Genomic DNA, 25,953 nt, shown 5'->3' on the forward strand with positions numbered 1-25,953 from the left:
TTCTGGCCGCGCATCCGCGATCTGCTGGAGGGGGAGGTCCTTCGGCGCAGCGGCGGGGGCGCCCGCCCGGGGGCGCGGGGGGGGGGGGGTGGGGGGCGGCGGGACGTGATCGGTCAGGGAGCGCGGCGTAGGTGGCGTTCCTGGGAAAGGTTGATGACGCCCGGCGGCTGACGGCGGCGCCGGTGCAGTCGGAAGCGGAGGCGGGTCCGACGCCAGACGAAGGCCAGGGCGAGGGACAGAAGCATGCCCGATAGGGCTCCGCCCGTGGCTGTGGCGGCGTCGCGCAGGGCCATTCTGGGCTGCGGAGACGGCGAAGCAAGGGGAGGGGGCGCCGCCGTCGGTGTGGGCGGCCGCCAGAGAGGCAGGAGGCGTACCTGGCGCTGGACGAGGTTGAGCGGATTCAGGTACAGGGCACCACGGCGCAGACCCCAGTGCAGGCACGTCACGGGGCAGTGGAGCATCCCCCGCTCCAGGACGCCGATCCGAGTGCCGGGCGTGACGCGGCGGCCAGTGCGGACGCTGGGCCGGACGGGCAGGTACGTGGTCCGCAGGACGCCGTGGTCGATCGTCACGACGCCTCGGCCCGCCAGATCGTCGGCGTACGCGACGCGACCGGGCCCGGCGGCGTAGACGGCCTGCCCCGGACGCGCCGCGAGATCGACGCCGCGATGGCCCGCGCCCCATGGGACGGCCGGGGGCGAGAAGCCGCGCACCACTCGTGGGGCCGGCGGGCCTAAAGGCCACCGCCAGGCGTCCAGGCCGGGCGACCCGATGGCGATCATGCACGTGAGGAGCAGCGAGAACACGGTCATGGACCGAACCCTGCCCGGCGACGGCACGGCTCGTCGACGGGGTTCGCCAACTGTGGATAACCGCGGGAATCGATGAGGCCCGGCCACCTTCGCGCCCTGATAATCTGTAGGTGTGTCCGAGAGGGCACCGGTCAGGGCCAGGCCGTCGCCGTTCCGCTCCAGGGCGGGCGGCGAGAAGCCGCTCCCAGAGCGGAACGGACCCAGACCCGGCAACGGGTCACAGCCGCCTGGAGGTATCCCGGCGGCTGATTTCACGCGTCCGCATGCCACCGCGAACTGGTGGGGCGCAGTCCCTCGGTCCGTCGCCTCGGCGACGGTGGGGCAGCACCCGGGCGCAGGCAGACAACCAAATGTGGCCCGACAGGGTCAGAGAAGGAGAACACGGGCAATGGCACCCGTCGTCACCATGCGGCAGCTCCTCGAGAGCGGCGTCCACTTCGGCCACCAGACCCGCCGGTGGAACCCGAAGATGAAGCGCTTCATCCTCACCGAGCGCAACGGCATCTACATCATCGACCTGCAGCAGTCGCTGTCCTACATCGACCGCGCGTTCGAGTTCGTCAAGGCCACGGTCGCCCACGGCGGGACGATCCTGTTCGTCGGCACCAAGAAGCAGGCCCAGGAGTCCATCGCCGAGCAGGCGACCCGGGTCGGCATGCCCTACGTCAACCAGCGCTGGCTGGGCGGCATGCTCACGAACTTCTCCACCGTCCACAAGCGGCTCACCCGGCTCAAGGAGCTGGAGGAGATCAACTACGACGACGTGGCCGGTTCCGGCATGACCAAGAAGGAGCTCCTCGGCCTGCGCCGCGAGAAGGACAAGCTGGAGCGCACCCTCGGCGGTATCCGCGACATGGCGAAGGTTCCCAGCGCCATCTGGATCGTGGACACCAAGAAGGAGCACATCGCGGTCAACGAGGCCAAGAAGCTCGGCATCCCGGTCGTGGCCATCCTCGACACCAACTGCGACCCCGACGAGGTCGACTACCCGGTCCCGGGCAACGACGACGCCATCCGCAGCGTCAGCCTGCTGACCCGCGTCGTGGCCGACTCCGTCGCCGACGGCCTCATCGCCCGTGCGGGCGCCGCGCCCGGTGGCGACGAGAAGCCCGCGGAGGGTGCGGCGGCCGCCGGCAGCGAGCCCCTGGCCGAGTGGGAGCGCAACCTGCTGAAGCCCGGCGAGGCCGACGGCGCCGCGGAGGCCCCGGCCGAGACCGAGGCTCCCGCCGAGGCCGCCGCCGAAGCTCCGTCCGAGGCCCCCGCCGAGGCGCCGTCCGAGGCTCCGGCGGAGGCCGCCGCGGACACCGAGGCCGCTCCGGCCGAGGAGGCCCCGAAGGCCGCCGAGGCCGAGCAGGCTTGATCCCGCGGTCCCGGCGGCGTCCGCGCGGACGCCGCCGGGACCGTCGCGGGTCACACGACCAACGACGAGAGAAGCGAAGAGAGCGATGGCCAACTTCACCGCCGCTGACGTCAAGCGGCTGCGCGACCTGACCGGCTCCGGCATGATGGCCGTGAAGAACGCCCTCACCGAGGCGGACGGCGACTTCGAGAAGGCGACCGAGCTGCTGCGTCTCAAGGGCGCCAAGGACGTCGGCAGGCGCGCCGAGCGCACCGCCGCCAACGGCCTGGTCGCCGAGCACTTTGCGAACTCCGGTGACGGGGCGCTCCTGGAGCTCAACTGCGAGACCGACTTCGTCGCCAAGAACGCGCAGTTCATCGAGCTCGCCCAGCGCCTGGTCGAGTTCGCGGCCGCCAACGGCGTCACGGACGCCGCCGGCCTGCTGACCACCGAGATCGAGCCCGGCAAGACCGTCCAGGCCCTGATCGAGGAGAACAGCGCCAAGATCGGCGAGAAGCTGGAGCTGCGCCGGTTCGCCCACTTCCAGGGCGCCTACGTGGCCAGCTACCTGCACAAGTCCGACCCGTCGCTGCCGCCGACCACCGGCGTGCTGGTCGAGCTGGACAGCGAGAACGCCGAGGTCGCCAAGGACGTCGCCCAGCAGATCGCGGCGATGGCTCCGAAGTACCTCACCCGCGAGGAGATCCCCGCCGAGGCGATCGAGAAGGAGCGGGCGCTCGCCGAGCTTGAGAGTAGGAGGGTGCCGAACAGGGTGTCAAGGTGCAGGATCCGGTCGATTTCGGCCGTACCAAACCGGTGGGGGGAACGCCGCCGCCGGCGCGTCCGAGGGACTCGCCGGCGCCCGTGACCGGGGGGACCGCCGTCAGGCGGTCGCCAGCTCGTAGGCCACCTTGTGCTCGTCGAGCTCGCGCAGCGCGTCGGCCCCGGCGCCGTCGTCGACGATGACGCGGTCGAACGCCGACAGCGGCGCCACCCGGTGCAGCGCCACCCGGCTGAGCTTGGAATGGTCGATCAGCAGCACGCTGCGGGCCGCCGCGCCGAGCATCGCGCGCTTCACCGAGACGATGCGCTGCTCCTGGTGGTAGGCGAACCCGCCGGACACCGCGGAGGTCGACACGAAGCACAGGTCCACGTTGAGCGCCTCGATCGCGTCCACGCACGAGACGCCGAGGAACGAGTCGTGCAGCGGATCGTAGTCGCCGCCGAGCGCCATCAGCCGGATGTCGCGCTCGGCGGACAGCAGGTTGACGGCCTGCAGGAAGTTGGTGACGACCGTCAGGGGGGCCACGCCGGCCAGCCTGCGCGCCAGCGCCAGCGCCGTGGTGGAGTCGTCCAGCATGACCGCCATGCCCGGCTCGATCATCTCGACGGCCAGGGCGGCGACGGCGTCCTTCGCGGGCCGCATCGACTTCATCCGGTAGGCGACGCTGCTCTCGAACACTCCGGACGGCTGCGCGGTCACCCCGCCGCGGTGCTTGCGGACGACGCCCTGGCGTGCGAGCTCGTCGAGGTCGCGGTGGATCGTCATGAGGCTGACGCCGAAGCGCTCGGCGAGCCCGGCGGCCGAGACCGAGCCGGCGGACAGGACGATGTCGGCGATGTCCTGCCGGCGCCGCTCCGGTCCGCGCGCGCCTCCGCCCTGCTCGACCATCCGGAACCTCCCGTGGCCGGCGCGCGCGACGGGCTGTCGCGGAGGCCGGGCGCCACACAAGGTAACACGTTCGGATGGTTTGTTAACACACGGGTCAGCCGGGTTGACGCGGCCCGTCGGAGCGCCGCCGCGTGCGCGGCCTCCGCGTCCCCCGGCGCCGCTCCGCCCCCCTCCGCGGCGCGAGTACCACACGATCGAAATAACACCTAATTCGTGAATATCTTGCCGGGAGGTGATCATGGGGGAAAGGATGGGCCCTCTGTCACTTACCTCATCTCCGAATGGGACAGAATGACGACGAGCCCCCTTCCTCCCTTTCCCGCCGCGGACGAGAGCCCGCTCGACACGTGCCTGCGGCTGCGGGAGATCGCTCCCGTGGTCGAGGTGGAGTTCCCCGGCGGCGTGCCCGCCTACCTGGCGCTGACCCACGACGCCGTCCGGGAGATCCTCGCCGGGGACAACCGGACCTTCCTGCGGGAGCCGGAGCACTGGCCCGCGCTGCACGACGGGTCGATCCCCGAGGACTGGCCGCTGCGCGCCATCGTCGAGGGCGGTCACCTGTCCACCAAGGACGGCGCCGACCACCGGCGGCTGCGCGGCCTGGTCGGCAAGGCGTTCACGCCCGCGCGGGTGAAGGCGCTGGAGCCGCGCGTCCGGCAGATCGTGGAGGGCCTGCTCGACGACGTGGTGACCGCGGGGGACGTCGTCGACATCGTTCCCGCCTTCACCGAGGCACTGCCCATCTGGGTGATCTGCGAATTGTTCGGTGTCCCCACCGAGGACCGGCCCCGCGTGCGCGAGTGGACCGCAGCGCTTCTGGCGCACACCACTCCGCCGGAAAAGGCGTTCGCGACACAGAACGCCCTTCAGGCCTATCTCCACCAGCTGGTGGAGAACAAGCGCCGGACTCCCGGCGACGACCTCACCACCGGCCTGGTCCAGGCCAGCGACGAGGGCGACAAGCTCACCACCGACGAGCTGGTCGGCGTGCTGTGGCTGATGCTGATCGCCGGCCACGAGACCACCGTCCACCTCCTCGGGCACGCCATCATCGCGCTGTCCCAGAACCCCGACCAGCTCGAACTGGCCAAGGCCGGCGACCGCTGGGACGACGTGGTCGAGGAGACCCTGCGCTACCGCCACTCGGTCATGATGACCAGCTTCCGCTTCACCGCGGAGGACGTGACGATCGCCGGGGTGCGGATCCCCAAGGGCCAGGCCGTCGGCGTCGTCTACCAGGCGAGCGGCCTCGACCCGGCCGAGCACGGCGAGGACGCCGACCGCTTCGACATCACCCGGGAGCAGAACGCCCGCCTCGTGTTCGGCCACGGCCCCCGGTACTGCATCGGCGCGTCGCTGGCCCGCCTGGAGGGCCGGCTGGCGCTCGCCGCTCTGTACCGGCGGCTGCCGGAGCTCTCCCTCGCCGTCGACCCGGACGACGTCCCCTACTCGCCGTCCTTCTTCACCGTCGGCCCGCTCAGCCTGCCGGTCGCCCTCGGGTCCGCCGAGCGCGACCGCTACGTCTTCCGGGACGGGAGGGGACCGGACGGCGCCGAACCCCCCAACGACTGGGAGTCGGTGTTCGGCGGCCCCGCCTGGACGCGGGTGCCGGACGGCCAGTGGTACCTGCACCTGTTCGCGTCCGAGCAGCCCGACCTCAACTGGGAGAACCCCGAGGTCCACGCCGAGTTCGCCGACGTCCTGAGGTTCTGGCTCGACCTCGGCGTGGACGGCTTCCGCGTGGACGTCGCGCACGGCATGGCCAAGGCGCCGGGCCTGCCCGACGTGGGCCACCCGAACCAGACGGAGATGCTCGGCACGGCCGTCCTGCCCTACTTCGACCAGGACTCCGTCCACGACATCCACCGCGCGTGGCGCCGCCTGCTCGACTCCTACGGCGGGGAGCGGATCGCCGTCGCCGAGGCGTGGGCGCCCACGCCGCAGCGGCTCGCCGACTACACCCGTCCCGACGAGCTGCACCAGGCGTTCAACTTCCACTACCTGACCGCGCCCTGGGAGGCCGGCGGGATGCGGGCGGTGATCGAGGAGTCGCTGCGCACGGCCGGGGCCGTCGGCGCGCCCGCGACCTGGGTGCTGTCCAACCACGACGTGAAACGCCACGTCACGCGGTACGGCGACGGCGAGACCGGCCTGCGGCGCGCCCGCGCGGCCGCGCTGCTGACGCTGGCGCTGCCCGGCTCGGCCTACGTCTACCAGGGCGAGGAGCTCGGCCTGCCGGAGGTCCTGGACCTGCCGGAGGAGTTCCAGCGGGACCCGCAGCGGCTGCGCGCCGAGGGCGCCGGCCGCGACGGCTGCCGCGTCCCGATGCCGTGGGAGGGCGAGGAGCCCCCGTTCGGCTTCGGCGCGGGCGGCGCGTCCTGGCTCCCGATCCCCACCGCGTGGCGCGACCTGACCGTCGCCGCGCAGGACGGCGACCCCGGCTCGATGCTCGCGCTCTACCGCGAGGCGCTGCGGATCCGCCGCGGGCATCCGGCACTCGGTGACGGGGATTTGTACTGGATTGCGAGCTCACCCGGCACACTGGTCTTCGTGCGTGCGGCCGGGGGCGGGAACGGGCGGCTCGCGTGCGCGGTCAACATGGGCGGCGCGACCGCGCGCGTCCATGTGCGGGGGACCCCGCTCCTGGCGAGCGGGCCGGTCCGCACCGACGGCCTCGCGGACGGCGGAGACGTCGACCTGCCCCCGGACACCGCACTGTGGTGGGACGTCGAGGAGGGATGACTTGAAACCTATGACGACGCGCCTGGCGGACATCGCGGCACACGCCGGGGTGAGCGAGGCGACGGTGAGCCGCGTGCTCAACGGCAAGCCGGGCGTGTCCCCGACCACGCGCCAGGCGGTGCTGACCGCCCTGGACGTGCTCGGATACGAGCGCCCGGCCCGGCTGCGCCAGCAGCGGGCCGGGCTGATCGGGCTGATCATCCCCGAGCTGACCAACCCGATCTTCCCGGCGTTCGCCGAGGTCATCGAGAGCGCGCTGGCCCGGCACGGGTACATGGCGGTGCTGTGCTCGCAGACGCCGGGCGGCGTCGCCGAGGACGACTACATCGAGATGCTGCTGGAGCGCGGCGTCGCCGGGATCATCTTCGTCAACGGCCTGCACGCCAACGCCAACTCCGACCGCGCCCGCTACGCGCGGCTGCTCGAACAGGCCCTGCCGATCGTCCTGGTCAACGGCTACCGCCCCGACATCGACGCGCCGTACGTCTCCAACGACGACGTGGCGTCGATGGAGGCGGTCGTCGCGCACCTGGCCGCAATGGGCCACCGCCGGATCGGCCTCGCGATCGGCCAGGACGTGTACGTGCCGACGCGGCGCAAGACCGAGGGGTTCCGGCGCGGGATGGCCGCGCACACCGGGCTCGCCCCGGACGAGGTGGACGAGCTGGTCGTCAACACCATGTACACGGTCGAGGGCGGGCAGGCGGCGGCCGCGAAGCTGCTCGACGCGGGCTGCACGGCGATCTGCGGCGGCAACGACATCATGGCGCTCGGCGCGATCCGGGCCGCCCGCTCGCGCGGCCTCCAGGTCCCCGAGGACGTGTCGGTGACGGGCATGGACGACTCGCCGCTCACCGCCTACCTCGACCCCCCGCTGACCACGGTCCGGCAGTCGGTGCGGGAGATGTCGATGGCCGCGGTGAGCACCGTCCTGGACGAGATCCGGGGCACCCGCGCGCCCCGCACCGAGCTGCTCTACCGGCCCGAACTCGTCGTCCGGCGGTCCACGGCCCCGGCCCCGGCGGCGGCCCGGCTGACCCCCGTCAAGGAGGGCTGACCCGGGCCTGACGGGGTGTCGGACCAGGCCTGACCCGGCGGCCGGGATCGTCTGCAGGTTGCCCGACTCCTGGAGGGGCGCCAGGAACGGTTCTCTTTCGGCACATTGACAGTGAGCCGGGTCACGGTCTTTCATCCGTGGGAGCGCTCCCACACCGATGCACCACCACAACCTGAGAGGGGTCCGCCATGAGGGCCATCATGCGGCGCGGACTGAGTACGGCGATGGCGGCGGTACTCGTCGGCGGCCTCGCCGTCGCGTGCGGCGGCGACGGCGACGACGACAAGGGAGGCTCCGACAGCGGGCCGGTCGAGCTGACCGTCGACGTCTTCGGCGAGCCGGGCTACGACGCGCTCTACAAGCAGTACGAGCAGTCCCACCCCAACGTGAAGATCAAGCAGCGCAAGGTCTCCACCCTGGACGAGTACAAGCCGCGCATCCAGCAGTGGATGGCGACCGGCAGCGGCGCGGGCGACGTCGTGATGCTGGAGGAGGGCATCCTGCCGCTCTACATGCAGCAGAAGGCCAAGTTCCTCAACCTGTTCGACTACGGCGGCAAGGACCTGGAGAAGAACTTCCTGCCGTGGAAGTGGCAGGCGGGCGTCACCCCCGACGGCAAGCAGCTCATCGGCCTCGGCACCGACGTCGGCCCCCTCGCCATGTGCTACCGCACGGACCTGTTCAAGAAGGCGGGCCTGCCCACCGACCGCGCCGAGGTCGGCAAGCTCTGGCCGACGTGGGACGCGTTCCTGTCCACGGGGCAGAAGTTCCAGGAGAAGGTGCCCGGCAGCAAGTGGCTGGACGGCCCCACCGCCGTGTTCCGCGCCACCGTCCTGCAGAACGCCGGCACCGGCCCGGGCTACAGCTTCTTCGACAAGAGCGAGAACCTCGTCTTCGACAGCAACCCGGCGGTCCGGCAGGCGTTCGACACGTCGCTGAAGTTCGAGCAGAGCAAGCTCACCGCCGACATGTCGATCTTCACGCCGCCGTGGCAGACCGCTCTCAAGCGCGACACCTTCGCGACGCTGCCGTGCCCGTCCTGGATGCTCGGCGGCATCGAGGAGTTCTCCGGCAAGTCGGGTAAGGGCAAGTGGGACGTGGCCACCACGCCCGGCGGCTCCGGCTACTGGGGCGGCTCGTGGCTCGCGGTGCCCAAGCAGACCAAGCACGCCAAGGCCGCCGCCGAGCTCGCCGAGTTCCTGACCTCCCCCGAGGGCCAGGTCGGCGCGTTCAAGGCCGCGAACGTCTTCCCGTCCTCGCCGCAGGCCGCGCAGGACCCGGCGGTCGCGGGCGCCAAGAGCGCCTACTTCAACGACGCCCCGATCGGGCAGATCTTCGGGCAGCTGGTGGCCGCGGTGAAGCCGGTGCACCTCGGGCCGAAGAACGAGGACGTGCGCGCCGCGGTGGAGAACGTCCTGATCTCCGTGGGCCAGGGCCGGCAGAAGCCCGACCAGGCCTGGACGAAGTCCGTCGACGAGGCGAAGAAGGCCGCCAGGTAGCCGGCGGTCCCCCGACCACGGCGGCGGCGCCGGGCCGTACCTCCCCGCCGGCGCCGCCGCCGTTCCCCTCCCCCGCTTCGTCCCGTCCTCGGAAAGGAGGCGCACGACGTGACCACCGATCTGCGCCCCAGCCGGAACGGCCCGCCGGCGGCCTCGCCCGCGGCGGCGCGGCCGGAACCGGGCCGCACCTGGCGCGCACGGCTGGCCCGGCTCGACGTGAAGGGCGCCCCCTATGCCTTCATCTCGCCGTTCTACCTCGTCTTCCTGATCTTCGGCGCGTTCCCGCTCGTCTACACGCTCTGGGTCTCCCTGCACGACTGGGAGCTGGCGTCGGGGACCCGCAAGTTCGTCGGGCTCGACAACTACGACTACCTGCTGAGCGACGCCGACTTCTGGCACGCCACGGTCAACACCCTCGGGATCTTCGCCCTCTCGACCGTCCCGCAACTGCTGATCGCCCTGCTGATCGCCAACACCCTGAACCGGCGGATGCGGCTGCCGACGCTGTTCCGGATCGGGATGGTCGCCCCGCTGGTCACCTCGACCGCCGCCGTCGCGATCGTGTTCACCCAGATGTTCGACAAGGACTGGGGCATGGTCAACTGGGCGATCGGGCTGGTCGGCATCGACCCGATCCACTGGTCGAGCAGCCGCGGCTGGTCCTGGGCGGCCATCGCGATGATGGTCGACTGGCGCTGGACCGGCTACAACGCGCTCATCTACCTGGCCGCCATGCAGGCGATCCCGAAGGACCTCTACGAGGCAGCGGCGATCGACGGCGCGTCCCGGCTCCGGCAGTTCTGGCAGATCACGGTGCCGATGCTGCGCCCCACCATCATCTTCACGGTGATCATCTCGACGATCGGCGGGCTCCAGCTGTTCACCGAGCCCGTGCTGTTCAGCGTCGGCACGCCGAACAAGATGGACGGCGGCCCGATGCACCAGTTCCAGACGATCACGATGTACATGTACGACAACGCGTTCGGCCATGACCGCTACGGCTACGGCGCGACGGTCGCCTGGGCGCTGTTCGTGATGATCATCGTGTTCTCCCTGATCAACTTCCTGGCCGTGCGCCGCACGGGAGGCACCAAGTGACCACGCTCCTCGCCGGCCCCGGCGGCCGGAACCCCGGCGGCCGGCGCGCCGCCGCCCATCCTGGCCGCTACCGCGGCCTGTGGAACGCCAGTCCGCTCACCTATCTCACGCTGGTCGTGGCGCTGGCCCTGTCGATCTTCCCGATCTACTGGATGATCATCGTGGCGACCCGCACGAACAGCGTGGTCGCCGACGTCCCGCCCCCGCTGCTGCCGGGCGGCCACGGCGGCGACAACGTCGGCCGGCTGTTCGACAACCCGGAGGCCCATTTCGCCAAGGGCCTGCTGAACTCGGCGATCGCCTCCGCGGCGGTGACGGTCTCCACGGTGTTCTTCGCCTCGCTGGCCGGGTTCGCGTTCGCCAAGCTGCGCTTCCGCGGCAAGAACGGGCTGCTGCTCACCATCATCGCCACGATGATGATCCCGGTGCAGATGGGCATCATCCCGCTCTACATGATCATGGTGAAGCTGGGCTGGCAGAACCACCTGCAGGCGGTCATCGTCCCGTTCCTGGTCACCGGGTTCGGGGTGTTCATGATGCGGCAGTACGCCGACCAGGCCGTCCCGGACGAGCTGATCGAGGCGGCCCGCGTCGACGGGTGCACCACGTTCGGCATCTACTGGCGGGTCGTGCTCCCCGCGCTGCGCCCCGCCGCGGGCGTCCTCGGGCTGTTCACGTTCATGCAGACCTGGAACGAGTTCATGTGGCCGCTGGCGGTGCTGAGCCCGGACAACCCGACGGTCCAGCTGTCCATCAACAACCTCGCGAACGCCTACTTCAAGGACTACACGCTCATGTTCGCCGGGACCAGCGTGGCGATCCTGCCGCTGCTCGTGGTGTTCATCGTTTTCGGCCGCCAGATCATCGGCGGGATCATGGAAGGTGCAGTGAAGGCGTGACCTCCCTCAAGGACGACACCAGCGCGGCTCCCGCCGCACCTTTCCCCACCGGCTTCCGCTGGGGGGCGGCCACCGCCGCCTACCAGATCGAGGGCGCCGCGGGCGAGGGCGGGCGCGGACCGTCCATCTGGGACACCTTCTGCCGCACGCCGGGCAAGGTCCTGCGCGGCGAGACCGGCGACGTCGCGGTGGACCACTACCACCGGTTCCCCGAGGACGTGGCCCTCATGGCCGACCTCGGGCTCACCGCGTACCGGTTCTCGATCTCCTGGCCGCGGGTGCAGCCGTCCGGGGCCGGGCCCTTCAACACCGAGGGCCTCGACTTCTACCGGCGGCTCGTGGACGCCCTGCTGGAGGCCGGCATCGAGCCGTGGCCGACGCTCTACCACTGGGACCTCCCGCAGCCGCTGGAGGACAAGGGCGGCTGGCCCGACCGGGACACCGCGCACCGGTTCGCCGAGTACGCCGACCACGTGCACGCGGCGCTCGGCGACCGCGTCGCGCAGTGGATGACGGTGAACGAGCCGTGGTGCGCGGCGTTCCTCGGCTACGCCTCCGGCGACCACGCGCCCGGACGCGTCGACCCGTCGGCGTCGCTGCTGGCCGCGCACCACCTGATGCTCGGCCACGGCCTGGCCGTCGAGGCGATGCGGGCCCGCCGCCCCGGCAACCGCTTCGGCGCCGCCGTCAACCTCTACGCGGTGTCGCCGGCGACCGGCGACCCGGCCGACGTCGACGCGGCACGCCGGATCGACGGGCTGCAGAACCGGCTGTTCCTCGACCCGCTGCTGCTCGGCCGCTACCCCGAGGACGTCCTCGCCGACACGTCCCGCTACGGGTTCACCCCGCCCGACGCGGACCTGGCGGTCATCAACCAGCCGCTCGACCAGCTGGGCATCAACTACTACTCGCGGCACACCGTCGCGGGGACGCCCGGCGAGGCGGCGCAGACCGCGTCGTCGCCGTTCGCGACGAACTCCCCCTGGCCCGGCAGCGGCCACGTCCGGTTCGTGCCGGCCGGGCGCCCGGTCACCGGGATGGGCTGGGAGATCGACGAGCGCGGCCTGCACGAGGTGCTGACCCGGCTGCACCGCGAGTACCCGTCCGTCCCGCTCTACATCACCGAGAACGGCGCCGGCTACGACGAGGTCCCCACCGAGGATGGCACGGTCCAAGACGCCGGCCGCATCGCCTACCTCGACGCGCACCTGCGGGCGTGCCACGACGCCATCTCCGAAGGGGTGCCGCTGCGGGGCTATTTCACATGGTCGCTGCTGGATAATTTCGAATGGGCTTGGGGCTACTCCAAGCGTTTCGGGCTGGTCCACGTCGATTACGCCACGCAGCGCCGGGTGCCCAAGGAGAGCGCACGGTGGTACGCCGGAGTGATCCGGCGGGGCGGGCTGCCCGAGCGGGGCTGACCCGGGCGACGGCACGGACGAAGGGGGCCAGATGACGGGCAGGAGCACGCGCCCGACCCTGGAGGAGGTCGCGGCGCGGGCCGGCGTGGGCCGCGGCACGGTGTCCCGGGTGGTCAACGGCTCGCCGCGGGTCAGCCCGCAGGCCCGCGAGGCGGTGCTGAAGGCGATCGAGGAGCTCGGGTACGTGCCGAACCGCGCGGCCCGCACCCTCGTCACCCGCCGCACCGACACCGTGGCCCTGGTCGTCGCCGAGTCCGACCAGCGGCTGTTCGGCGAGCCGTACTTCGCCGGGATCATCCGCGGGATCAGCAACGGCCTCGCCGACACCGGCCTGCAGCTCCTGCTCGCCCTCGCCCGCTCCCCCGCCGAGTACGGCCGGCTGGAGGACTACCTCACCACCCAGCACGTGGACGGGGTGCTCCTCACCTCCCTGCACGCCGAGGACCCGCTGCCCGCGAAGCTGGAGGCCAACGGGGTGCCGACCGTCCTCGGCGGCCGCCCGCCCGGCCTGCACCCGGTCAGCTACGTCGACGTCGACAACCGCAGCGGCGCCCGCGAGGCCGTCGGCCACCTCATCGCGGGCGGCCGGCGGCGCATCGCGACCATCGCCGGCCCCCAGGACATGGGGGTCGGCATCGACCGGCTGGCCGGCTACCGGGAGGCGCTCGCCGAGGCGGGGCTTCCCGAGTACGTCGAGTACGGCGACTTCGGCGAGGCCAGCGGCATCACCGCGGCGGAGCGGCTGCTGGCCGCCGAGCCGTCCCTGGACGCGGTGTTCGCCGCCGACGACCCGATGGCGCTCGGCGCGCTGCGGGTCCTGCACCGCAGCGGGCGCAGCGTCCCCGGCGACGTCGCGGTGATCGGCTTCGACGACTCGGCCGCCGCGCCGCTGGCCGACCCGCCGCTCAGCACCGTCCACCAGTCGCCGGAGGAGATGGGCCGGGAGATGGCCCGGCTGCTGGTCTCCCGGATCCGCGGCGAGACCGTCGCCGACCCGGTCGTCATTCTGCGCCCCCACCTGGTGCTACGCGATTCCGCGTGAGAACCTCGGCTCCGCGCCTATGATCGTTCGAGTCGTCCCGGGCAAGGAGCACAGACATGGCCTACGAACCGACCGCCGCCGAGCGCGTCCACCTCGACCGCTGCGTGGAACTCGCGCGGGAGGCGCTGGAGGCGTCCGACGAGCCCTTCGGGACCGTGCTCGTGTCGGCGTCCGGCGAGGTCCTGTTCGAGGACCGCAACCGCACCGCGGACGGCGACCAGACCCGCCACCCCGAGTTCGAGGTCGCGCGGTGGGCGGCGAACAACATGGCGCCGGACGAGCGCGCGACCGCCACCGTGTTCACCTCCGGCGAGCACTGCCCGATGTGCTCGGCCGCGCACGCCTGGGTCGGCCTCGGCCGCATCGTCTACATCATGTCGTCCCGCCAGCTCGTGGCCCTGCGCACCGAGCTCGGCGCCGCGCCCGGGCCGGTCAGCGCCCTCCCGGTCCAGGAGGTGGCGCCGGGCGTCCCGGTGGACGGCCCGGTCGCCGCCCTCGAAGCGACGATGCGCGAGCTGCACACGCGCGCCTCCGCCTGAGGGCGGCGGTTCAGAGGCTCACCGCCCGGTCAGCGCCTCCAGCCGGTCGACGGCGCCGCGCCAGTCGGAGGGGAGCCAGCACCGGGTCGCCCGGTGCCCGCGGTAGGTGAGCGTGTAGGTGAAGTGGTCGGCCACCTGGCACCCCTCGGACGAGGACTCGGTGGTGACGACGCGGCTCAGCGCGTCCTTCAGACCGCGCATCTCCTCCGCGCCGAGCGCGATCCTCTCGTCATTGACGAGCGCCGTTCCCGCCATGTTCACCGTCACTTTCTGGTGAATTCCAGCGAATCCTCCTGAGCGTTCGTAGGCGACCAGCACGTCCGGCCCGGTGTGAGCGAGCATGGGCATCTCCTTTTGCGCGGGCCGCCGGACAGCACCCCGCTCCCCATTCCGGCGGCCCGCAGATCGTGAGTTACTCGCTGAAAAGGATTCCACCGGTGGCGCGCACGGCGAGGCACCGGTTCGCATACGTCCGCGCGAAATGCCGGCCGGATCCGTGCCAGACGCCGTTCGCGATCACCATGACGGGCGCGTGCTCCAGCGTGCAGGCGGTCGGCCGCGCCGGAACGCGCCCGACCTCGCCGTCGACGGCTTCGAGCTGGTCACAGGCCTGGGACGCGGCGGCGTGCGTCCCTCCGTCCGGGTCGCACCACAGGGTCCGCGTGGCGACGGGACCGCTCTGCGGCATCACCGTGAGCAGGTAGACGCCGGCCGGGCCGTCCGCCCGGGCCGGCACGGCCGGGGCGGTCATCGCCATTCCGGCCAGAACGGCCGCCCACCGGAAACGGGCACGCGACATGTGCATGTCTTCCTCCCTGGATCGCCCACCGCGATCTGCGGCAATGGCCGGCGGGGCATCGAATTGTGGTGGATGTCCCGCCGCATCCAGACATTAGGTGCCACAAACTCCCTCAAACAAGGCCGATCTACGTCCCCAACCGGCCACCCGTTCATTCTTAAATCACGTCTGCCCGAATGTGCAATGCCGATAACTGGTGAATTGTCCGCCGGGTGTGCTATTCGCGCCGTCCCGTCCACCGGGACTCCGCCCGCCGCGCCGCGCGGACCGTGGGCCAGGATCGGGCCATGCCCGCCGACCAGCCCAGCCACCAGGCCATCGCCAACCTCGTCTTCCGCTACGCCGCGTGCGTCGACGGCGCGGACTTCGCGGGCATCCGCGACCTGTTCGCCGACGCCTCGTTCACCGGCAGCGGCGGCACCCTGCGCGGCGGCGAGGCGATCGCGGCGATGTTCGAGCGGACCGTGATCGTCCACGCCGACGGCACCCTCGGCACCAAGCACGTCACCACGAACCTGGCCGTCGAGGTGGACGAGGAGGCGGGCACTGCGACGTCCAAGGCGTACTACACCGTCCTCCAGGCCGTCCCGGGCCTCCCTCTCCAGCCCATCGCCTGCGGCACCTACGACGACGCCTTCGCCCGCACCGGCGGCCGCTGGCACTTCACCGCACGCCGCATCACCCTCGACCTGGCCGGCGACCTGACCCACCACCTCCGCCACCCCGAGAACCTCCCGTCCCGCACTTCGCCACCTCACCAGGGATAGGAGCGTCGTATACCGGGCGAACCCTTCGTCCGGATCGCTCAGGAAGGCGAGGGTCCCGAGCCCGCTGGAGACGTTCCCGACGTAGCCGGACGGCGACCTGCGCAGCAGCGGCAGCATGGCGTTGGTGACGGCGACGACGCCGAACACGTTGGTCTCGTAGACCTCGCGCAGGTCGTCGACGGGAATCTCGGCCGGCGGGCGGCCCCCGTCCCGGGTGGTGACGGCGTTGTTCACCAGGACGTCGAGGCGGCCGTACTCGGCGTCGACCAGTTCCGCGGCCGCCGCGATCGTCGCCGGATCCGTCACGTCCAGCCGGACGTACCGGACGTCGAGCCCCTGCTCGGCCAGGCTCGCGGCGGCGGCCGCCCCGCGGCCCTCGTCCCTCGCGCCCAGCAGCACCGTGTGCCCGGCCCGCGCCATCGCGCCGGCGGTCGCGAAGCCGATGCCCTTGTTGGCGCCCGTGATGAGAACGATCAGTTTGGTCGTCATGGGACGCGACCCTGGCCTCCCGCCGCCGCGGGCGGGAGAGCACCGCCGAGGCTGGTACCGGCGGTCCCACGGTGGCCGCGCGGCCGGGCGGTCACACTGGAGCCATGCAGCACGGGGACCGGGCGGAACTGGCCGCCTTCCTGCGGCGGCGACGGGCGCGGATGCAGCCGTCCGAGGTCGGGCTGGAGCGGGGACGCCGCCGCACGCCCGGCCTGCGCCGCCAGGAGGTCGCGAATCTCGCCGGGATGTCGGTGGACTACTACGTCCGCCTCGAACAGGGCCGGGGCCCGCGGCCGTCGCGGCAGATGCTCGCCGCGCTCGGGCGGGCGCTGCGGCTGACCGACGACGAGCGGTCCCATCTCCACTACCTGGCCGGCGAGGTGCCCGCGCCGCCTCCGGCGCCGGTGCGCGAGGTGCGGCCGGGCCTGCTGCACCTGCTAACGGCTCGTCGGCTGTGGGCCGAGGGCGACGTTCGGCTCCGGCGCTCGACGCGCAAGCTCATCCGGCACCCGGTGGCGGGCCTGCTCGACCTCCAGTGCGAGGCTCTGCACGACCCGGCCCGCGACCAGTGGACCGTCTTCTACACCGCCGCCCCCGGGTCCCCCACCTCCGACGCCCTCCGGGCGCTGAGGGGCGCGAACCTGTGAGGCCGCGCCCCTCGCGCCAGGAGTGGGTCAGGGGGTCAGAGAGAAGGTGCTCAGGCGGGTCTCGCCCTTGAAGACCAGGTAGACGTCGCGGTTTCCGCGGGCTCCGGCCAGGGGTGCGGTGATCTCCTTGTAGGTGTAGGCGTCGGCGGTGGACGGGACGGTGAGGGTTCCGGCGCGGGGGCCGTCCGGACGGTCGAGGCGGACCTCGACGGTGGTCGCGGAGGCTCCCGCCACGCGGGCGGTGACGCGTCCCGCGGACGAACCGAGGGCGGCGTCCGCGAACTTCAGCCACGAGCCGGACGCGCCGGCCACCGCGTCCCCGGACGCCTTCGTCTCGTCGACCAGGCGGATGCCGTTCTGGTCGTCGAAGTCGGCGGCCCGGGTCGGCTCGGCGAGGTCGCGCGCGGGGATCGTCTCGCCGCGCACGTCGAGGGCCACCCGCCGCCGGATGTCGGTGGACGAGGAGCCGATGAGCAGATCGTGCTCCGACTTCTCGACCGCCCACCTGCCGCGGGTGACGTCCCAGACGGCGAGGTCGGAGGCGTTCAGCCGGAGTCTCGCCGTCACCGTCCGCCCCGGGGCCACGTGGACCTTGGCAAAGGCGCGCAGCCTCTTCACCGGCTGCTTCACCCGCGATTTCCGCTGGTGCGTGTAGAGCTGGACGACCTCGTCCCCGGCCTTCTCACCGGTGTTGGTGACCGGGACGGTGACGGTCACCGTGCCGTCGCGTCCGATGGAGCGGGCGCTGAGCCGCGGCTCGCCGTACCGGAACGTGGTGTAGGACAGGCCGTGGCCGAACGGGTAGAGCGGCTTGCCCTTGAAGTACTGGTACGTCCGGTCGGACTTGATGATGTCGTAGTCGAGGATGTCGGGCAGATCCGCGCCGGAGCGGTACCAGGTCTGCGGGAGCTTGCCCGAGGGGCTCTCGTCGCCGAACAGGAGGGACGCCAGGGCGTTGCCCGTCTCGGCTCCGGCGTGGCTCGTCCACAGGAGCGCGGGGACGTTCTCCTGCTCCCAGTCGAGCGTCGTCGGGTAGCTGTTCTCCACCACGACGACCGTGTTCGGGTTCGCCCTGCGGACGGCCTTGACGAGCTCGGACTGCCCTTCGGCGAGCGCCATCGTGGTGCGGTCGTGGTCCTCGCGGCCGTTGATGAACGGCATGCTGCCGACCACGACGACGGCGGCTCCGGCGCCCGTCACGGCCTTGACCGCCGAGTCCACGCCGCTGCTGACGACGTCCTTGGAGAAGCGGGACGCCTCGGCCTTCGTGGTGAGGGCGAGCGTTCCGTCGTCCTGCGCCTTCACATAGGTCTTCGCCGGGTCGGCCCAGTCGTAGGCCTTCTCGTAGCCGGCGTAGCGGAGCAGGTAGTCGCCGCCGTCCTGCTTCTCCAGCGCGAACATCTGCTGGACGAACCAGCCGTTCGGCTGGTCCTGGTCATTGGCGAAGGTGTCGCCCCAGTTGTGGCGGCCGACCGTCTTGCCGTTGGCGGCGCTGCGCAAGGTCACGATGCCCTGGCCCCAGTCGAACACGTCGAACTGCGTCGTGGCGTCGGAGGACGAGGCGGGCCCGGTCTTCAGGACCGCGCCGGAGCCGGTTCCCCCGGCGATGTACTTGCCGGTCTTCACGTCCTTGAGGGCGATGCGGTCGACGCCCTCGCTGGAGGCCACCGCGCCGGCGCGCTTCCTGATGCCGTCCAGCGGCGTGACCTCGTAGGGCAGCGAGCCGGAGTACCAGTCGGTGTAGAGGGTGTTCGACAGGGGCCCCACGACCGCGACCTTCTGCCGCGAGAGCGGCAGCGTGCCGCGCTGGTTCTTCAGCAGCACCATCTGCTCCGCGGCGGCGGTGCGGGCCAGCGCCCGGTGCGCGGGGCTGTCCACCGCGTCCTTGGTGATCTTTGCGTAGGGGCCGCCGCCCGGGTCGAACTCGCCGAGCCGCACCCGGACGCTCAGGATGTGCCCCGCCGCGCGGTCGATGTCGGACTCGGCGAGCAGCCCGCGCGACAGGGCCTGCTTGACCGCGTTCACGGTGATGGACGAGTTCGTGTCGTCGGTGGTGAAGCTGTCCACGCCCGCCTTGAGGATCGCCGCGTCGCCGGTGGCCAGGTCGGGGTGGTACTTCTGGGAGCCGACGAGGTTGTTGGGGGCGCCCGCGTCGGTGACGTTGAACAGCGTCCGGTCCGACCAGGAGCGGACGAGCCCGCCGGCGTCGGGGGTGACCGTGGCGGGACGGCCGTTGACGAGGTTGTAGGACGTCATGATCCCGGTCGCGGCGTCGCGGGCGAGCGGCATCTGGAACGGGACCTCGTCGTACTCCCGGCGCACCCGCGGCGGCAGGCTGGAGGACGTCTGGTCGCGGCGGACCTCGTTGTTGTTGGCCATGTAGTGCTTGAGGACCGGCGCCGCCTTGAGGCGCTCGGGGTCGTCGCCCTGCATGCCGCGGCCGTAGGCGGTGGCGAGCAGGCCGGTGAGCAGCGGGTCCTCGGAGTAGCCCTCCTCGTTGCGCCCCCAGCGGGGGTCGCGGAGCAGGTTCACGACCGGCGCCCACAGCTGCAGGCCCCAGACGTCGGGGTTCTCGCTGTTGTACCCGCGGGCCTCGTCGCCGACGGCCGAGCCGATCCGCTTCATCAGGGCCGGGTCCCAGGTCGCGCCGAGCCCGACCGACTGCGGGAACACGGTCCCCTTGGCGGTCACGACGGCGCCGCCGTCGTGGACGTCGGTGGACCACGCGACCCCGTGCAGCGCCTCGGTGCCGGTCTTGAACCGGCCGATGCCGAGCCGCGGGATCGCGGGCTGGTACTGGTGCAGCAGCGAGATCTTCTCGTCGAGCGTCAGCCGCCCGACCAGGTCGTCCACGCGGGCCTGGACGGGCAGTCCCGGGTCGCGGAATGGGTAGGACTCGCGGGCGGCGGCGGCGGGCGCCGTCCACGCGAGGGGGGCCGCCAGCGCGGCGGCGAGGACGAGGGTCAGCGACCGGTTGCGCCGGCCGGGGGAACGGGGATCGCGACGGAATCTGGGCAACGGTTCTCCTTCTGGAAGATCCCCCGAGCGGTGCGTGTCGAAGCGCTTCGATAACGGGCCGGGCGACGGCCCCTCTCCTCCTTCGGCAGGGTGGCGGGATTCGGCCTCTCAGCGGGGCGCGGGCGCGCTGCTGGCCCGCGGGGTCAGGGTGGGCGGGAGCAGGGTCGCGGCGGGCACGGGCACGCCGTCGAGCTTGGACATCAGCAGTTCCACGGCGCGCCCGCCGACCTCCTCGGCGGGGATCGCCACCGACGTCAGGGGCGGCTCGGCGTGCTCGGCCATCTCGTCCGGGCACAGCGCGACGACGGACACGTCCTCGGGGACGCGCCGGCCGGCCGCGCGCAGCGCCCGCACCACGGGGCCGACGACCGGCTCGTTGTGGACGAGGACGCCGGTGAGACCGGGGCGCTCGGCGAGCAGCCGGGCGACGAGCGCGCGGGCCGCGTCCGCGGTCGCCTCGCACGGGTGGACCTCCCCGGTCAGCCCGTGCTCGCCGACCGCGGCGGCGAACCCGTCGGCGACCCGCTGGGCGTAGCCGGTCTGCCGGGCGTACACCTCCGGCGGCGAGCCGATCAGCGCGATCTCCCGGTGGCCGAGCCCGGCGAGGTGCTCGACGCAGACCGCCCCGGCCGCGTGGAAGTCGAGGTCGATGCAGGTGAGGTCGCCCGCGTCGGCGGGGAAGCCGATGAGCACGCTCGGCCGGTCCAGGGAGCGCAGCAGCGGCAGCCGCGGGTCCCTCATCTGCACGTCCATGACGATCAGCGCGTCGACCAGGGCGCTGTCGGCCACGCGCCGCAGGCCGTCCTCGCCCTCCTCCTGGGTGAGCAGCAGGACGTCGTGGTCGTGGCGGCGCGCGGCGGTGACGACGGAGACGGCGAACTGCATGACCACGGGCACGGCGATGCCGGAGCGCAGCGGGATCATCAGCGCCAGCACGTTGGAGCGGCTGCTGGCGAGCGCGCGGGCGCCCGCGTGCGGCCGGTAGCCGAGCTCGCGGATGCTCTCCCGGACGCGCCGCCGGGTCTCCTCGGAGATCGAGCGCTTCCCGCTCAGCACGTAGGAGACCGTGCTCGGCGACACCCCGGCGTGCCGCGCCACGTCAGTGATCTTGACCACGGACCGTCCCGTCGTGCTCGAAGCGGTTCAGAGTGCGAATGATCGTAACCCCGCGCGCGGGCCTCACGAGGGGCGGCGGGCGATGGCGTCGCGGTACCAGTGGGCGCTGTCCTTCCAGGTGCGGTCGCCGGTGGCGTAGTCGACGTGGACGAGGCCGAAGCGCTTGGAGTAGCCGTAGGCCCACTCGAAGTTGTCCAGCAGCGACCAGGCGAAGTAGCCGCGGACGTCGGCGCCCGCCTTGCACGCCCTCTCGACCGCGGCGATGTGGTCGCGCAGGTAGGCGATGCGGCGGTCGTCCCGGACGCGGCCGTCCCCGTCGACCGCGTCGTCGAACGCGGCGCCGTTCTCGGTGACCATCAGCGGCGTGTCCGGGTACTCGCGGTGCAGCCGCAGGAGGAGCTCCTCCATGCCGGTCGCGTCGATCGGCCAGCCCATCTCGGTGCAGGGGCCGGGCTGTTCGGCGAACTCGACGGTGTCGCAGCCGACGAACGGGCTGGCCGCGCCCCTGCGGTGGCCGTCCGCGTGGGCGCGCGGCGCGGCGCCGTCCCAGTCCCGGACGAGGGTGGGCGAGTAGTAGTTGACGCCCAGCACGTCGAGCGGCGCGGCGATGATGTCCGCGTCCCCGTCGCGCAGGAAGCCCCAGTCGGTGAGGGACGCCGTGTCCTCCAGCAGGTCGGCGGGGTAGCCCCTGCCCAGCATCGGGTCGAGGAACACGCGGTTGGCGACGGCGTCCACCCGGCGGACCGCCTCCGCGTCGCCGCGCAGGTGGTGCAGGTTCAGCGTGACCGAGTGCCGCGCGGACGGCGACACCACGCCGCGCAGCGCGCGGACCGCCAGGCCGTGCGCGAGGTTCAGATGGTGCGCGGCGGTCAGCGCGGCGACCGGGTCGGCGCGGCCGGGGGCGTGCACGCCGGACGCGTAGCCGAGGAACGCCGAGCACCACGGCTCGTTCAGCGTGGTCCAGGTGTGGACGCGGTCGCCGAGGACGCGCCCGACGCGCTCGGCGTAGTCGGCGAACCGGCGGGGCGTGTCGCGGTCCGGCCAGCCGCCGGCGTCCTCCAGGGACTGCGGCAGGTCCCAGTGGTAGAGCGTCGCGACGGGGGCGATGCCGTGGTCGAGCAGCGCGTCGACCAGGCGGGAGTAGAAGTCCATGCCCTTCGGGCTGGGCCTCCCGTCCGGCAGGACCCGCGACCATGAGAGGGAGAACCGGTAGGCGCCGATGCCGAGCTCGGCCATCGTCGCGACGTCCTCCTCCCAGCGGTGGTAGTGGTCCGTGGCGACGTCGCCGGTGTCGCCGTTCAGGACCTTGCCGGGGGTGTGGCTGAACGTGTCCCAGATGGACGGCGCGCGGCCGTCCTCCTGGGCCGCGCCCTCGATCTGGTAGGCGGCGGTGGCCGCTCCCCACAGGAACCCTTCCGGGAACCCCATCAGCTCTCCTCTTCCATGGTGACGACCACTTCGCCACCGGTCGCCCTGACGAGGACGCCGTGCGGATGGTCCGACGGCTCCCCGCCCTCGACCGCGGCCACGCGCGCGTTGACGAGAAGGACGTTCCATGTCCCCTCGCCGGTCACGCGCAGGTTTTCACCGTTTCTCACCGTCGTGAAAACGGTGTCGCCGACCTGGGTGACGACGGTGGCCCCGTCGGCGGGCTCGTAGACGCGCAACGTGACGCCGTCAGCATGGTCGTAGTCGGGACGGTCGTCCACCGCTCCCTCGGGAAAGACCGCACCCGGACGGACGAGCAGCGGCACGCTGTCGAACCCGTGCCGTTCGCGGACCCAGCGGCCGCCCGCGACCCGCTCGCCGGTGAGGTAGTGGGTCCACACACCTTCCGGCACGTAGTAGGCGACCTCCCCTCCGGAGGAGAACACCGGCGCGACGAGCAGATCGTCGCCCAGCATGTACTGCCGTTCCAGATGCGTGCAGGCGGGGTCGTCCGGGAAGTCGACGACCATCGCGCGCATCATCGGCAGCCCTTCCCCGTACGCCTGGCGGGCCGCGCCGGCCAGGTAGGGCATCAGCCGCATCTTCAGGCGGGTGAAGTGCCGCAGGACGTCCACCGACTCCTCGTCGAACAGCCACGGCACCCGGTAGGAATGGCTGCCGTGCAGGCGGCTGTGCGAGGACAGCAGCCCGAACGCGATCCACCGCTTGAACAGCGCCGGATCGGGCGTCCCCTCGAAGCCGCCGATGTCGTGGCTCCAGTAGCCGAACCCCGACATGCCCAGGGAGAGGCCGCCGCGAAGGCTCTCCCCCATCGCCTCGAACGTCGACTCGGCGTCGCCGCCCCAGTGCACCGGGAAACGCTGCCCGCCGGTCGTGGCGGACCGGGCGAACACCACCGCCTCACCCTCGCCGCGCTTCTTGCGGAGCAGGTCGAAGACGGTCTGGTTGTAGAGATAGGTGTAGTAGTTGTGCGCCCGCTCCGGGTCGGATCCGTCGTGGTAGACGACGTCGGTGGGGATGCGCTCGCCGAAGTCGGTCTTGAAGCAGTCGACGCCCATGTCGAGCAGCGCTTCCAGCTTCCCCGCGTACCAGTCCCGCGCCTCGGGGTTGGTGAAGTCGACGACGGCCAGGCCGGGCTGCCACTTGTCCCACTGCCACACGTCCCCGTCCGGCCGCACCAGCAGGTAGCCGCGCGAGCGCCCCTCCTCGAACAGCGGCGAGCGCTGCCCGATGTAGGGGTTGATCCAGACGCAGATCCGCAGGCCGCGGTCCCGCAGCCGGCGCAGCATCCCCTCCGGGTCGGGGAACACCCGCGGGTCCCACTCGAAATCGCACCACTGGAACTCGCGCATCCAGAAGCAGTCGAAATGGAAGACGCTGAGCGGCAGGTCGCGCGACGCCATCCCCTCGATGAACGAGGTGACGGTCTCCTCGTCGTAGGAGGTCGTGAACGAGGTCGACAGCCACAGCCCGAACGACCAGTCGGGCAGCCGCGCGGGCCGTCCGGTGAGCGCCGTGTACTTGCGGAGGATCTCCTTCGGCGACGGCCCGTAGATGACGAAGTAGCGCATCGACTGGCCCTCGACGCTGAACTGCGTCCGGGCGACGGCCTCCGACGCCACCTCGAACGAGACCCGCCCGGGGTGGTCGACGAAGACGCCGTACCCCGCGTTGGTCAGGTAGAACGGCACGTTCTTGTACGCCTGCTCGCTCGCCGTCCCGCCGTCGGCGTTCCACACGTCCACGGCCTGGCCGTTCTTCACCAGCGGCCCGAACCGTTCCCCGAGCCCGTAGACGAAGTGGTCGACGCCCAGGTCGAGCTGCTCCCGCACGTAGTGGCGGCCGTCGTCGGTGTAGATGACGGCCTGCGCCTTGGGCGCGCTCCCGGTCAGGCGGCGCCCGTCCGCGACGAAGTCGACGCCCCACTCCCCCTTACGCCCGACCCGGACCGACAGGGCCCCGGACGTCAGCGTCGCCGCCTCCTCGTCCACGGACACCTCCCCCGTGGGGTCGGCGGCCAGCTCGAAGTCCGGGCCGCGGCGCCTCTCCCCCGCGAAGTGGGTGAGGGTGACGCCGATGACGTCCGGCATCGGCGACTCGCACGTCACCGTCACCACCGGCCCCTTGAGCAGGTCGCCCCGGTGCCGGATCCGCTGCACCGGCGCGTGCACCGTGAACGTGCCCGGCCCGGCGTCCACGTCGAGGACCTCCACCGGATGCGACGCCCGCACACCTTCGCGCAGCATCCAGTAGCCGTCGCTGAACTTCATTACTTGACAGCCCCCGCCGTGAGTCCGCGCGCAAGGGTGCGCTGGAAGATGAGGAAGAACGCGACGGTCGGCAGGAGGCCGAGGAGCGACGCGGCGCTGGACATGGTGGCGTCCATGAGGCGCTGCCCCTGCAGCACGCCGAGGGCGACCGAGACCGTCTGGTTCTCGTTGGAGATGAGGAAGACCATGGGGATCAGGAACTCGTTCCAGGTCCACACGAAGAAGAACACGAGCAGGACCGACATGGTCGGCCGGACGACCGGGACGACGACCCGCCACAGCACCTGCCACCGGCCGGCGCCGTCGATCCGCGCCGCCTCCAGCAGCGGGCGCGGGAACGCCGCCATCACCGACGACAGCAGGTACGTGCCGAACGCGCTCTGGATGACCGTGAACACGATGATCACGCTGATCCTGGTGTCGTACAGGCCGACCTGCTTCGACATGTAGTACAGCGGGTAGACGAGCGCCTCCTGCGGCAGCGTGTTGGCCAGCAGCAGCACGGCCAGCACCCACATCCGCCCCTTGATCCGGCCGATGCCGAGCGCGTAGGCGTTGAGCACCGACAGCAGCACGGCGAGGACGGCGACGGAGCCGCTGATGACCGCGCTGTTCAGCAGGACGTGCCCGAAGTCGACGCGCTCCCAGAACTGCCGCACCCCGTCCAGGTGGAACCCGTCGGGAGGGGACAGCGGGCCGCTCGACGAGTACTCCTGCGGCGTCTTCAGCGCGTTGAAGACCACCACGACGAACGGGATCAGCATCACGCCCGCGAGCGCGACCAGCGCCACCAGCACCGCGTAGGCGGACGGGCCGCGGCGGCGGGCCCGGCGGGGCGCGCCCCGCCGGTCGCGCGGCGGCGCGCCCGTCTTCCTCGTCAGCGTCGCGGTCATCGCCCCTCCCCCAGGTCACGGCCCTGCAGGCGCAGGAAGACGACGGTCAGCGCGACGATGACCAGCGTCAGCACGGTCGCGATCGCCGAGCCGTAGCCGACGTCGGACTTCTCGAAGAAGTTGACCCAGGAGTAGTAGGACGGCACGTTCGTCGCCCCGCCCGGACCGCCCTTGGTCAGCACGAAGATCTGCGGGAAGGCCTTCAGCGCGGCGATCGTCGTCCACAGCAGCACGACGAAGATCTCCGGCCGGATCTGCGGGACCGTGATGTGCCGGAACCGGCGGCCCCACGAGGCGCCGTCGATCTCGGCCGCCTCGTACAGCGAGGGGTCCACCCGCTGCAGACCCGACATGAAGATCACCAGCGGGAAGCCGATCTGCATCC

At 71.8% G+C, this 25,953-nt stretch carries 21 protein-coding genes and 3 pseudogenes; 13 read left to right on the forward strand and 11 right to left on the reverse strand.

From position 1 onward, the window contains the following. Positions 1 to 113 precede the first annotated feature (113 nt). Positions 114 to 812 carry a M23 family metallopeptidase gene (locus AB0C69_RS12385; RefSeq protein ID WP_360352945.1) on the reverse strand — a complete coding sequence of 233 codons (699 nt, stop codon included), beginning with the start codon at positions 810 to 812 and terminating at the stop codon, positions 114 to 116. Positions 813 to 1,200: 388 nt separating this feature from the next. Here AB0C69_RS12385 and rpsB point away from each other — a divergent pair, with 388 nt between their 5' ends. Next, positions 1,201 to 2,172: a 30S ribosomal protein S2 gene (gene rpsB / locus AB0C69_RS12390; RefSeq protein ID WP_360352947.1), complete on the forward strand. Its 972-nt coding sequence runs from the start codon at positions 1,201 to 1,203 to the stop codon at positions 2,170 to 2,172. Positions 2,173 to 2,257: 85 nt separating this feature from the next. Then, positions 2,258 to 3,019 carry a translation elongation factor Ts gene (gene tsf, locus AB0C69_RS12395; protein WP_360352949.1) on the forward strand — a complete coding sequence of 254 codons (762 nt, stop codon included), beginning with the start codon at positions 2,258 to 2,260 and terminating at the stop codon, positions 3,017 to 3,019. A 15-nt stretch (positions 3,020 to 3,034) separates the two neighbouring features. On the opposite strand, the gene AB0C69_RS12400 is transcribed toward tsf, so the two are convergent. After that, positions 3,035 to 3,823 carry a DeoR/GlpR family DNA-binding transcription regulator gene (locus AB0C69_RS12400; RefSeq protein ID WP_345175645.1) on the reverse strand — a complete coding sequence of 263 codons (789 nt, stop codon included), beginning with the start codon at positions 3,821 to 3,823 and terminating at the stop codon, positions 3,035 to 3,037. A gap of 291 nt (positions 3,824 to 4,114) precedes the next feature. Between AB0C69_RS12400 and AB0C69_RS12405 the strand changes: the two are divergent. From AB0C69_RS12405 to AB0C69_RS12445, 9 genes and pseudogenes are all read left to right on the forward strand, one after another. After that, positions 4,115 to 5,215, forward strand: a pseudogene (locus AB0C69_RS12405) (cytochrome P450); the annotation flags it as partial. Positions 5,216 to 5,320: 105 nt separating this feature from the next. Next, positions 5,321 to 6,565 (forward strand): annotated as a pseudogene (locus AB0C69_RS12410) (alpha-amylase family glycosyl hydrolase); the annotation flags it as partial. A gap of 10 nt (positions 6,566 to 6,575) precedes the next feature. Next, complete coding sequence (locus AB0C69_RS12415) at positions 6,576 to 7,622, forward strand: LacI family DNA-binding transcriptional regulator (RefSeq protein ID WP_345177553.1); 1,047 nt, start codon at positions 6,576 to 6,578, stop codon at positions 7,620 to 7,622. A gap of 200 nt (positions 7,623 to 7,822) precedes the next feature. Then, entirely contained in the window at positions 7,823 to 9,121 is a 1,299-nt protein-coding gene (locus tag AB0C69_RS12420) for an extracellular solute-binding protein (protein WP_345177556.1), read from the forward strand. A gap of 201 nt (positions 9,122 to 9,322) precedes the next feature. Further along, complete coding sequence (locus AB0C69_RS12425; RefSeq protein ID WP_345177622.1) at positions 9,323 to 10,219, forward strand: sugar ABC transporter permease; 897 nt, start codon at positions 9,323 to 9,325, stop codon at positions 10,217 to 10,219. Beyond that, positions 10,216 to 11,118: a carbohydrate ABC transporter permease gene (locus AB0C69_RS12430; protein WP_360352952.1), complete on the forward strand. Its 903-nt coding sequence runs from the start codon at positions 10,216 to 10,218 to the stop codon at positions 11,116 to 11,118. Before AB0C69_RS12425 ends, AB0C69_RS12430 begins: the two co-directional genes overlap by 4 nt. Next, positions 11,115 to 12,539: a GH1 family beta-glucosidase gene (locus tag AB0C69_RS12435; protein WP_360352954.1), complete on the forward strand. Its 1,425-nt coding sequence runs from the start codon at positions 11,115 to 11,117 to the stop codon at positions 12,537 to 12,539. The genes AB0C69_RS12430 and AB0C69_RS12435 overlap by 4 nt, the downstream gene beginning before the upstream one ends. A gap of 31 nt (positions 12,540 to 12,570) precedes the next feature. Beyond that, positions 12,571 to 13,581 (forward strand): LacI family DNA-binding transcriptional regulator, encoded by a 1,011-nt coding sequence (locus tag AB0C69_RS12440; RefSeq protein ID WP_345177565.1) that lies wholly within the window; start codon positions 12,571 to 12,573, stop codon positions 13,579 to 13,581. A gap of 56 nt (positions 13,582 to 13,637) precedes the next feature. Beyond that, positions 13,638 to 14,120 carry a nucleoside deaminase gene (locus tag AB0C69_RS12445; RefSeq protein ID WP_345177568.1) on the forward strand — a complete coding sequence of 161 codons (483 nt, stop codon included), beginning with the start codon at positions 13,638 to 13,640 and terminating at the stop codon, positions 14,118 to 14,120. A gap of 18 nt (positions 14,121 to 14,138) precedes the next feature. Here AB0C69_RS12445 and AB0C69_RS12450 read toward each other — a convergent pair whose 3' ends face one another. Both AB0C69_RS12450 and AB0C69_RS12455 read right to left on the reverse strand, forming a co-directional pair. After that, positions 14,139 to 14,462, reverse strand: a complete 324-nt coding sequence (locus tag AB0C69_RS12450) for a hypothetical protein (RefSeq protein WP_360352957.1) — start codon at positions 14,460 to 14,462, stop codon at positions 14,139 to 14,141. A gap of 70 nt (positions 14,463 to 14,532) precedes the next feature. Further along, positions 14,533 to 14,925: an SSI family serine proteinase inhibitor gene (locus AB0C69_RS12455; protein WP_360352959.1), complete on the reverse strand. Its 393-nt coding sequence runs from the start codon at positions 14,923 to 14,925 to the stop codon at positions 14,533 to 14,535. A 281-nt stretch (positions 14,926 to 15,206) separates the two neighbouring features. On the opposite strand from AB0C69_RS12455, the gene AB0C69_RS12460 reads away from it, so the two are divergent. After that, the gene (locus AB0C69_RS12460; protein ID WP_360352961.1) at positions 15,207 to 15,686 is read left to right on the forward strand and encodes a nuclear transport factor 2 family protein; all 480 of its coding nucleotides are present in this window, start codon (positions 15,207 to 15,209) and stop codon (positions 15,684 to 15,686) included. A gap of 60 nt (positions 15,687 to 15,746) precedes the next feature. Here the strand turns inward: AB0C69_RS12460 and AB0C69_RS12465 are convergent. Then, positions 15,747 to 16,175, reverse strand: a pseudogene (locus AB0C69_RS12465) (SDR family NAD(P)-dependent oxidoreductase); the annotation flags it as partial. 104 nt (positions 16,176 to 16,279) lie between these two features. On the opposite strand from AB0C69_RS12465, the gene AB0C69_RS12470 reads away from it, so the two are divergent. After that, positions 16,280 to 16,822, forward strand: coding sequence for a helix-turn-helix domain-containing protein (locus AB0C69_RS12470; RefSeq protein ID WP_360352963.1), 543 nt, complete (start codon positions 16,280 to 16,282; stop codon positions 16,820 to 16,822). Positions 16,823 to 16,849: 27 nt separating this feature from the next. On the opposite strand, the gene AB0C69_RS12475 is transcribed toward AB0C69_RS12470, so the two are convergent. The 6 genes from AB0C69_RS12475 to AB0C69_RS12500 form a co-directional block, all read right to left on the reverse strand. Next, a complete protein-coding gene (locus AB0C69_RS12475; protein WP_360352965.1) occupies positions 16,850 to 19,840 on the reverse strand; it encodes a glycoside hydrolase family 3 C-terminal domain-containing protein in 2,991 nt (996 codons plus the stop codon). 108 nt (positions 19,841 to 19,948) lie between these two features. Beyond that, positions 19,949 to 20,956, reverse strand: coding sequence for a LacI family DNA-binding transcriptional regulator (locus tag AB0C69_RS12480; RefSeq protein WP_345177581.1), 1,008 nt, complete (start codon positions 20,954 to 20,956; stop codon positions 19,949 to 19,951). Positions 20,957 to 21,019: 63 nt separating this feature from the next. Further along, positions 21,020 to 22,384: a GH1 family beta-glucosidase gene (locus AB0C69_RS12485; RefSeq protein WP_360352967.1), complete on the reverse strand. Its 1,365-nt coding sequence runs from the start codon at positions 22,382 to 22,384 to the stop codon at positions 21,020 to 21,022. Further along, a complete protein-coding gene (gene yicI, locus AB0C69_RS12490; protein ID WP_360352969.1) occupies positions 22,384 to 24,675 on the reverse strand; it encodes an alpha-xylosidase in 2,292 nt (763 codons plus the stop codon). The genes AB0C69_RS12485 and yicI overlap by 1 nt, the downstream gene beginning before the upstream one ends. Beyond that, the gene (locus tag AB0C69_RS12495) at positions 24,675 to 25,568 is read right to left on the reverse strand and encodes a carbohydrate ABC transporter permease (protein WP_345177588.1); all 894 of its coding nucleotides are present in this window, start codon (positions 25,566 to 25,568) and stop codon (positions 24,675 to 24,677) included. The genes yicI and AB0C69_RS12495 overlap by 1 nt, the downstream gene beginning before the upstream one ends. After that, a partial coding sequence (locus AB0C69_RS12500) for a sugar ABC transporter permease (protein ID WP_360352971.1) occupies positions 25,565 to 25,953 on the reverse strand: 389 nt, incomplete at its 5' end. The genes AB0C69_RS12500 and AB0C69_RS12495, both read right to left, overlap by 4 nt.

The organism is Actinomadura sp. NPDC048032 (genome assembly GCF_040653175.1).
Lineage (GTDB): Bacteria > Actinomycetota > Actinomycetes > Streptosporangiales > Streptosporangiaceae > Spirillospora > Spirillospora verrucosospora.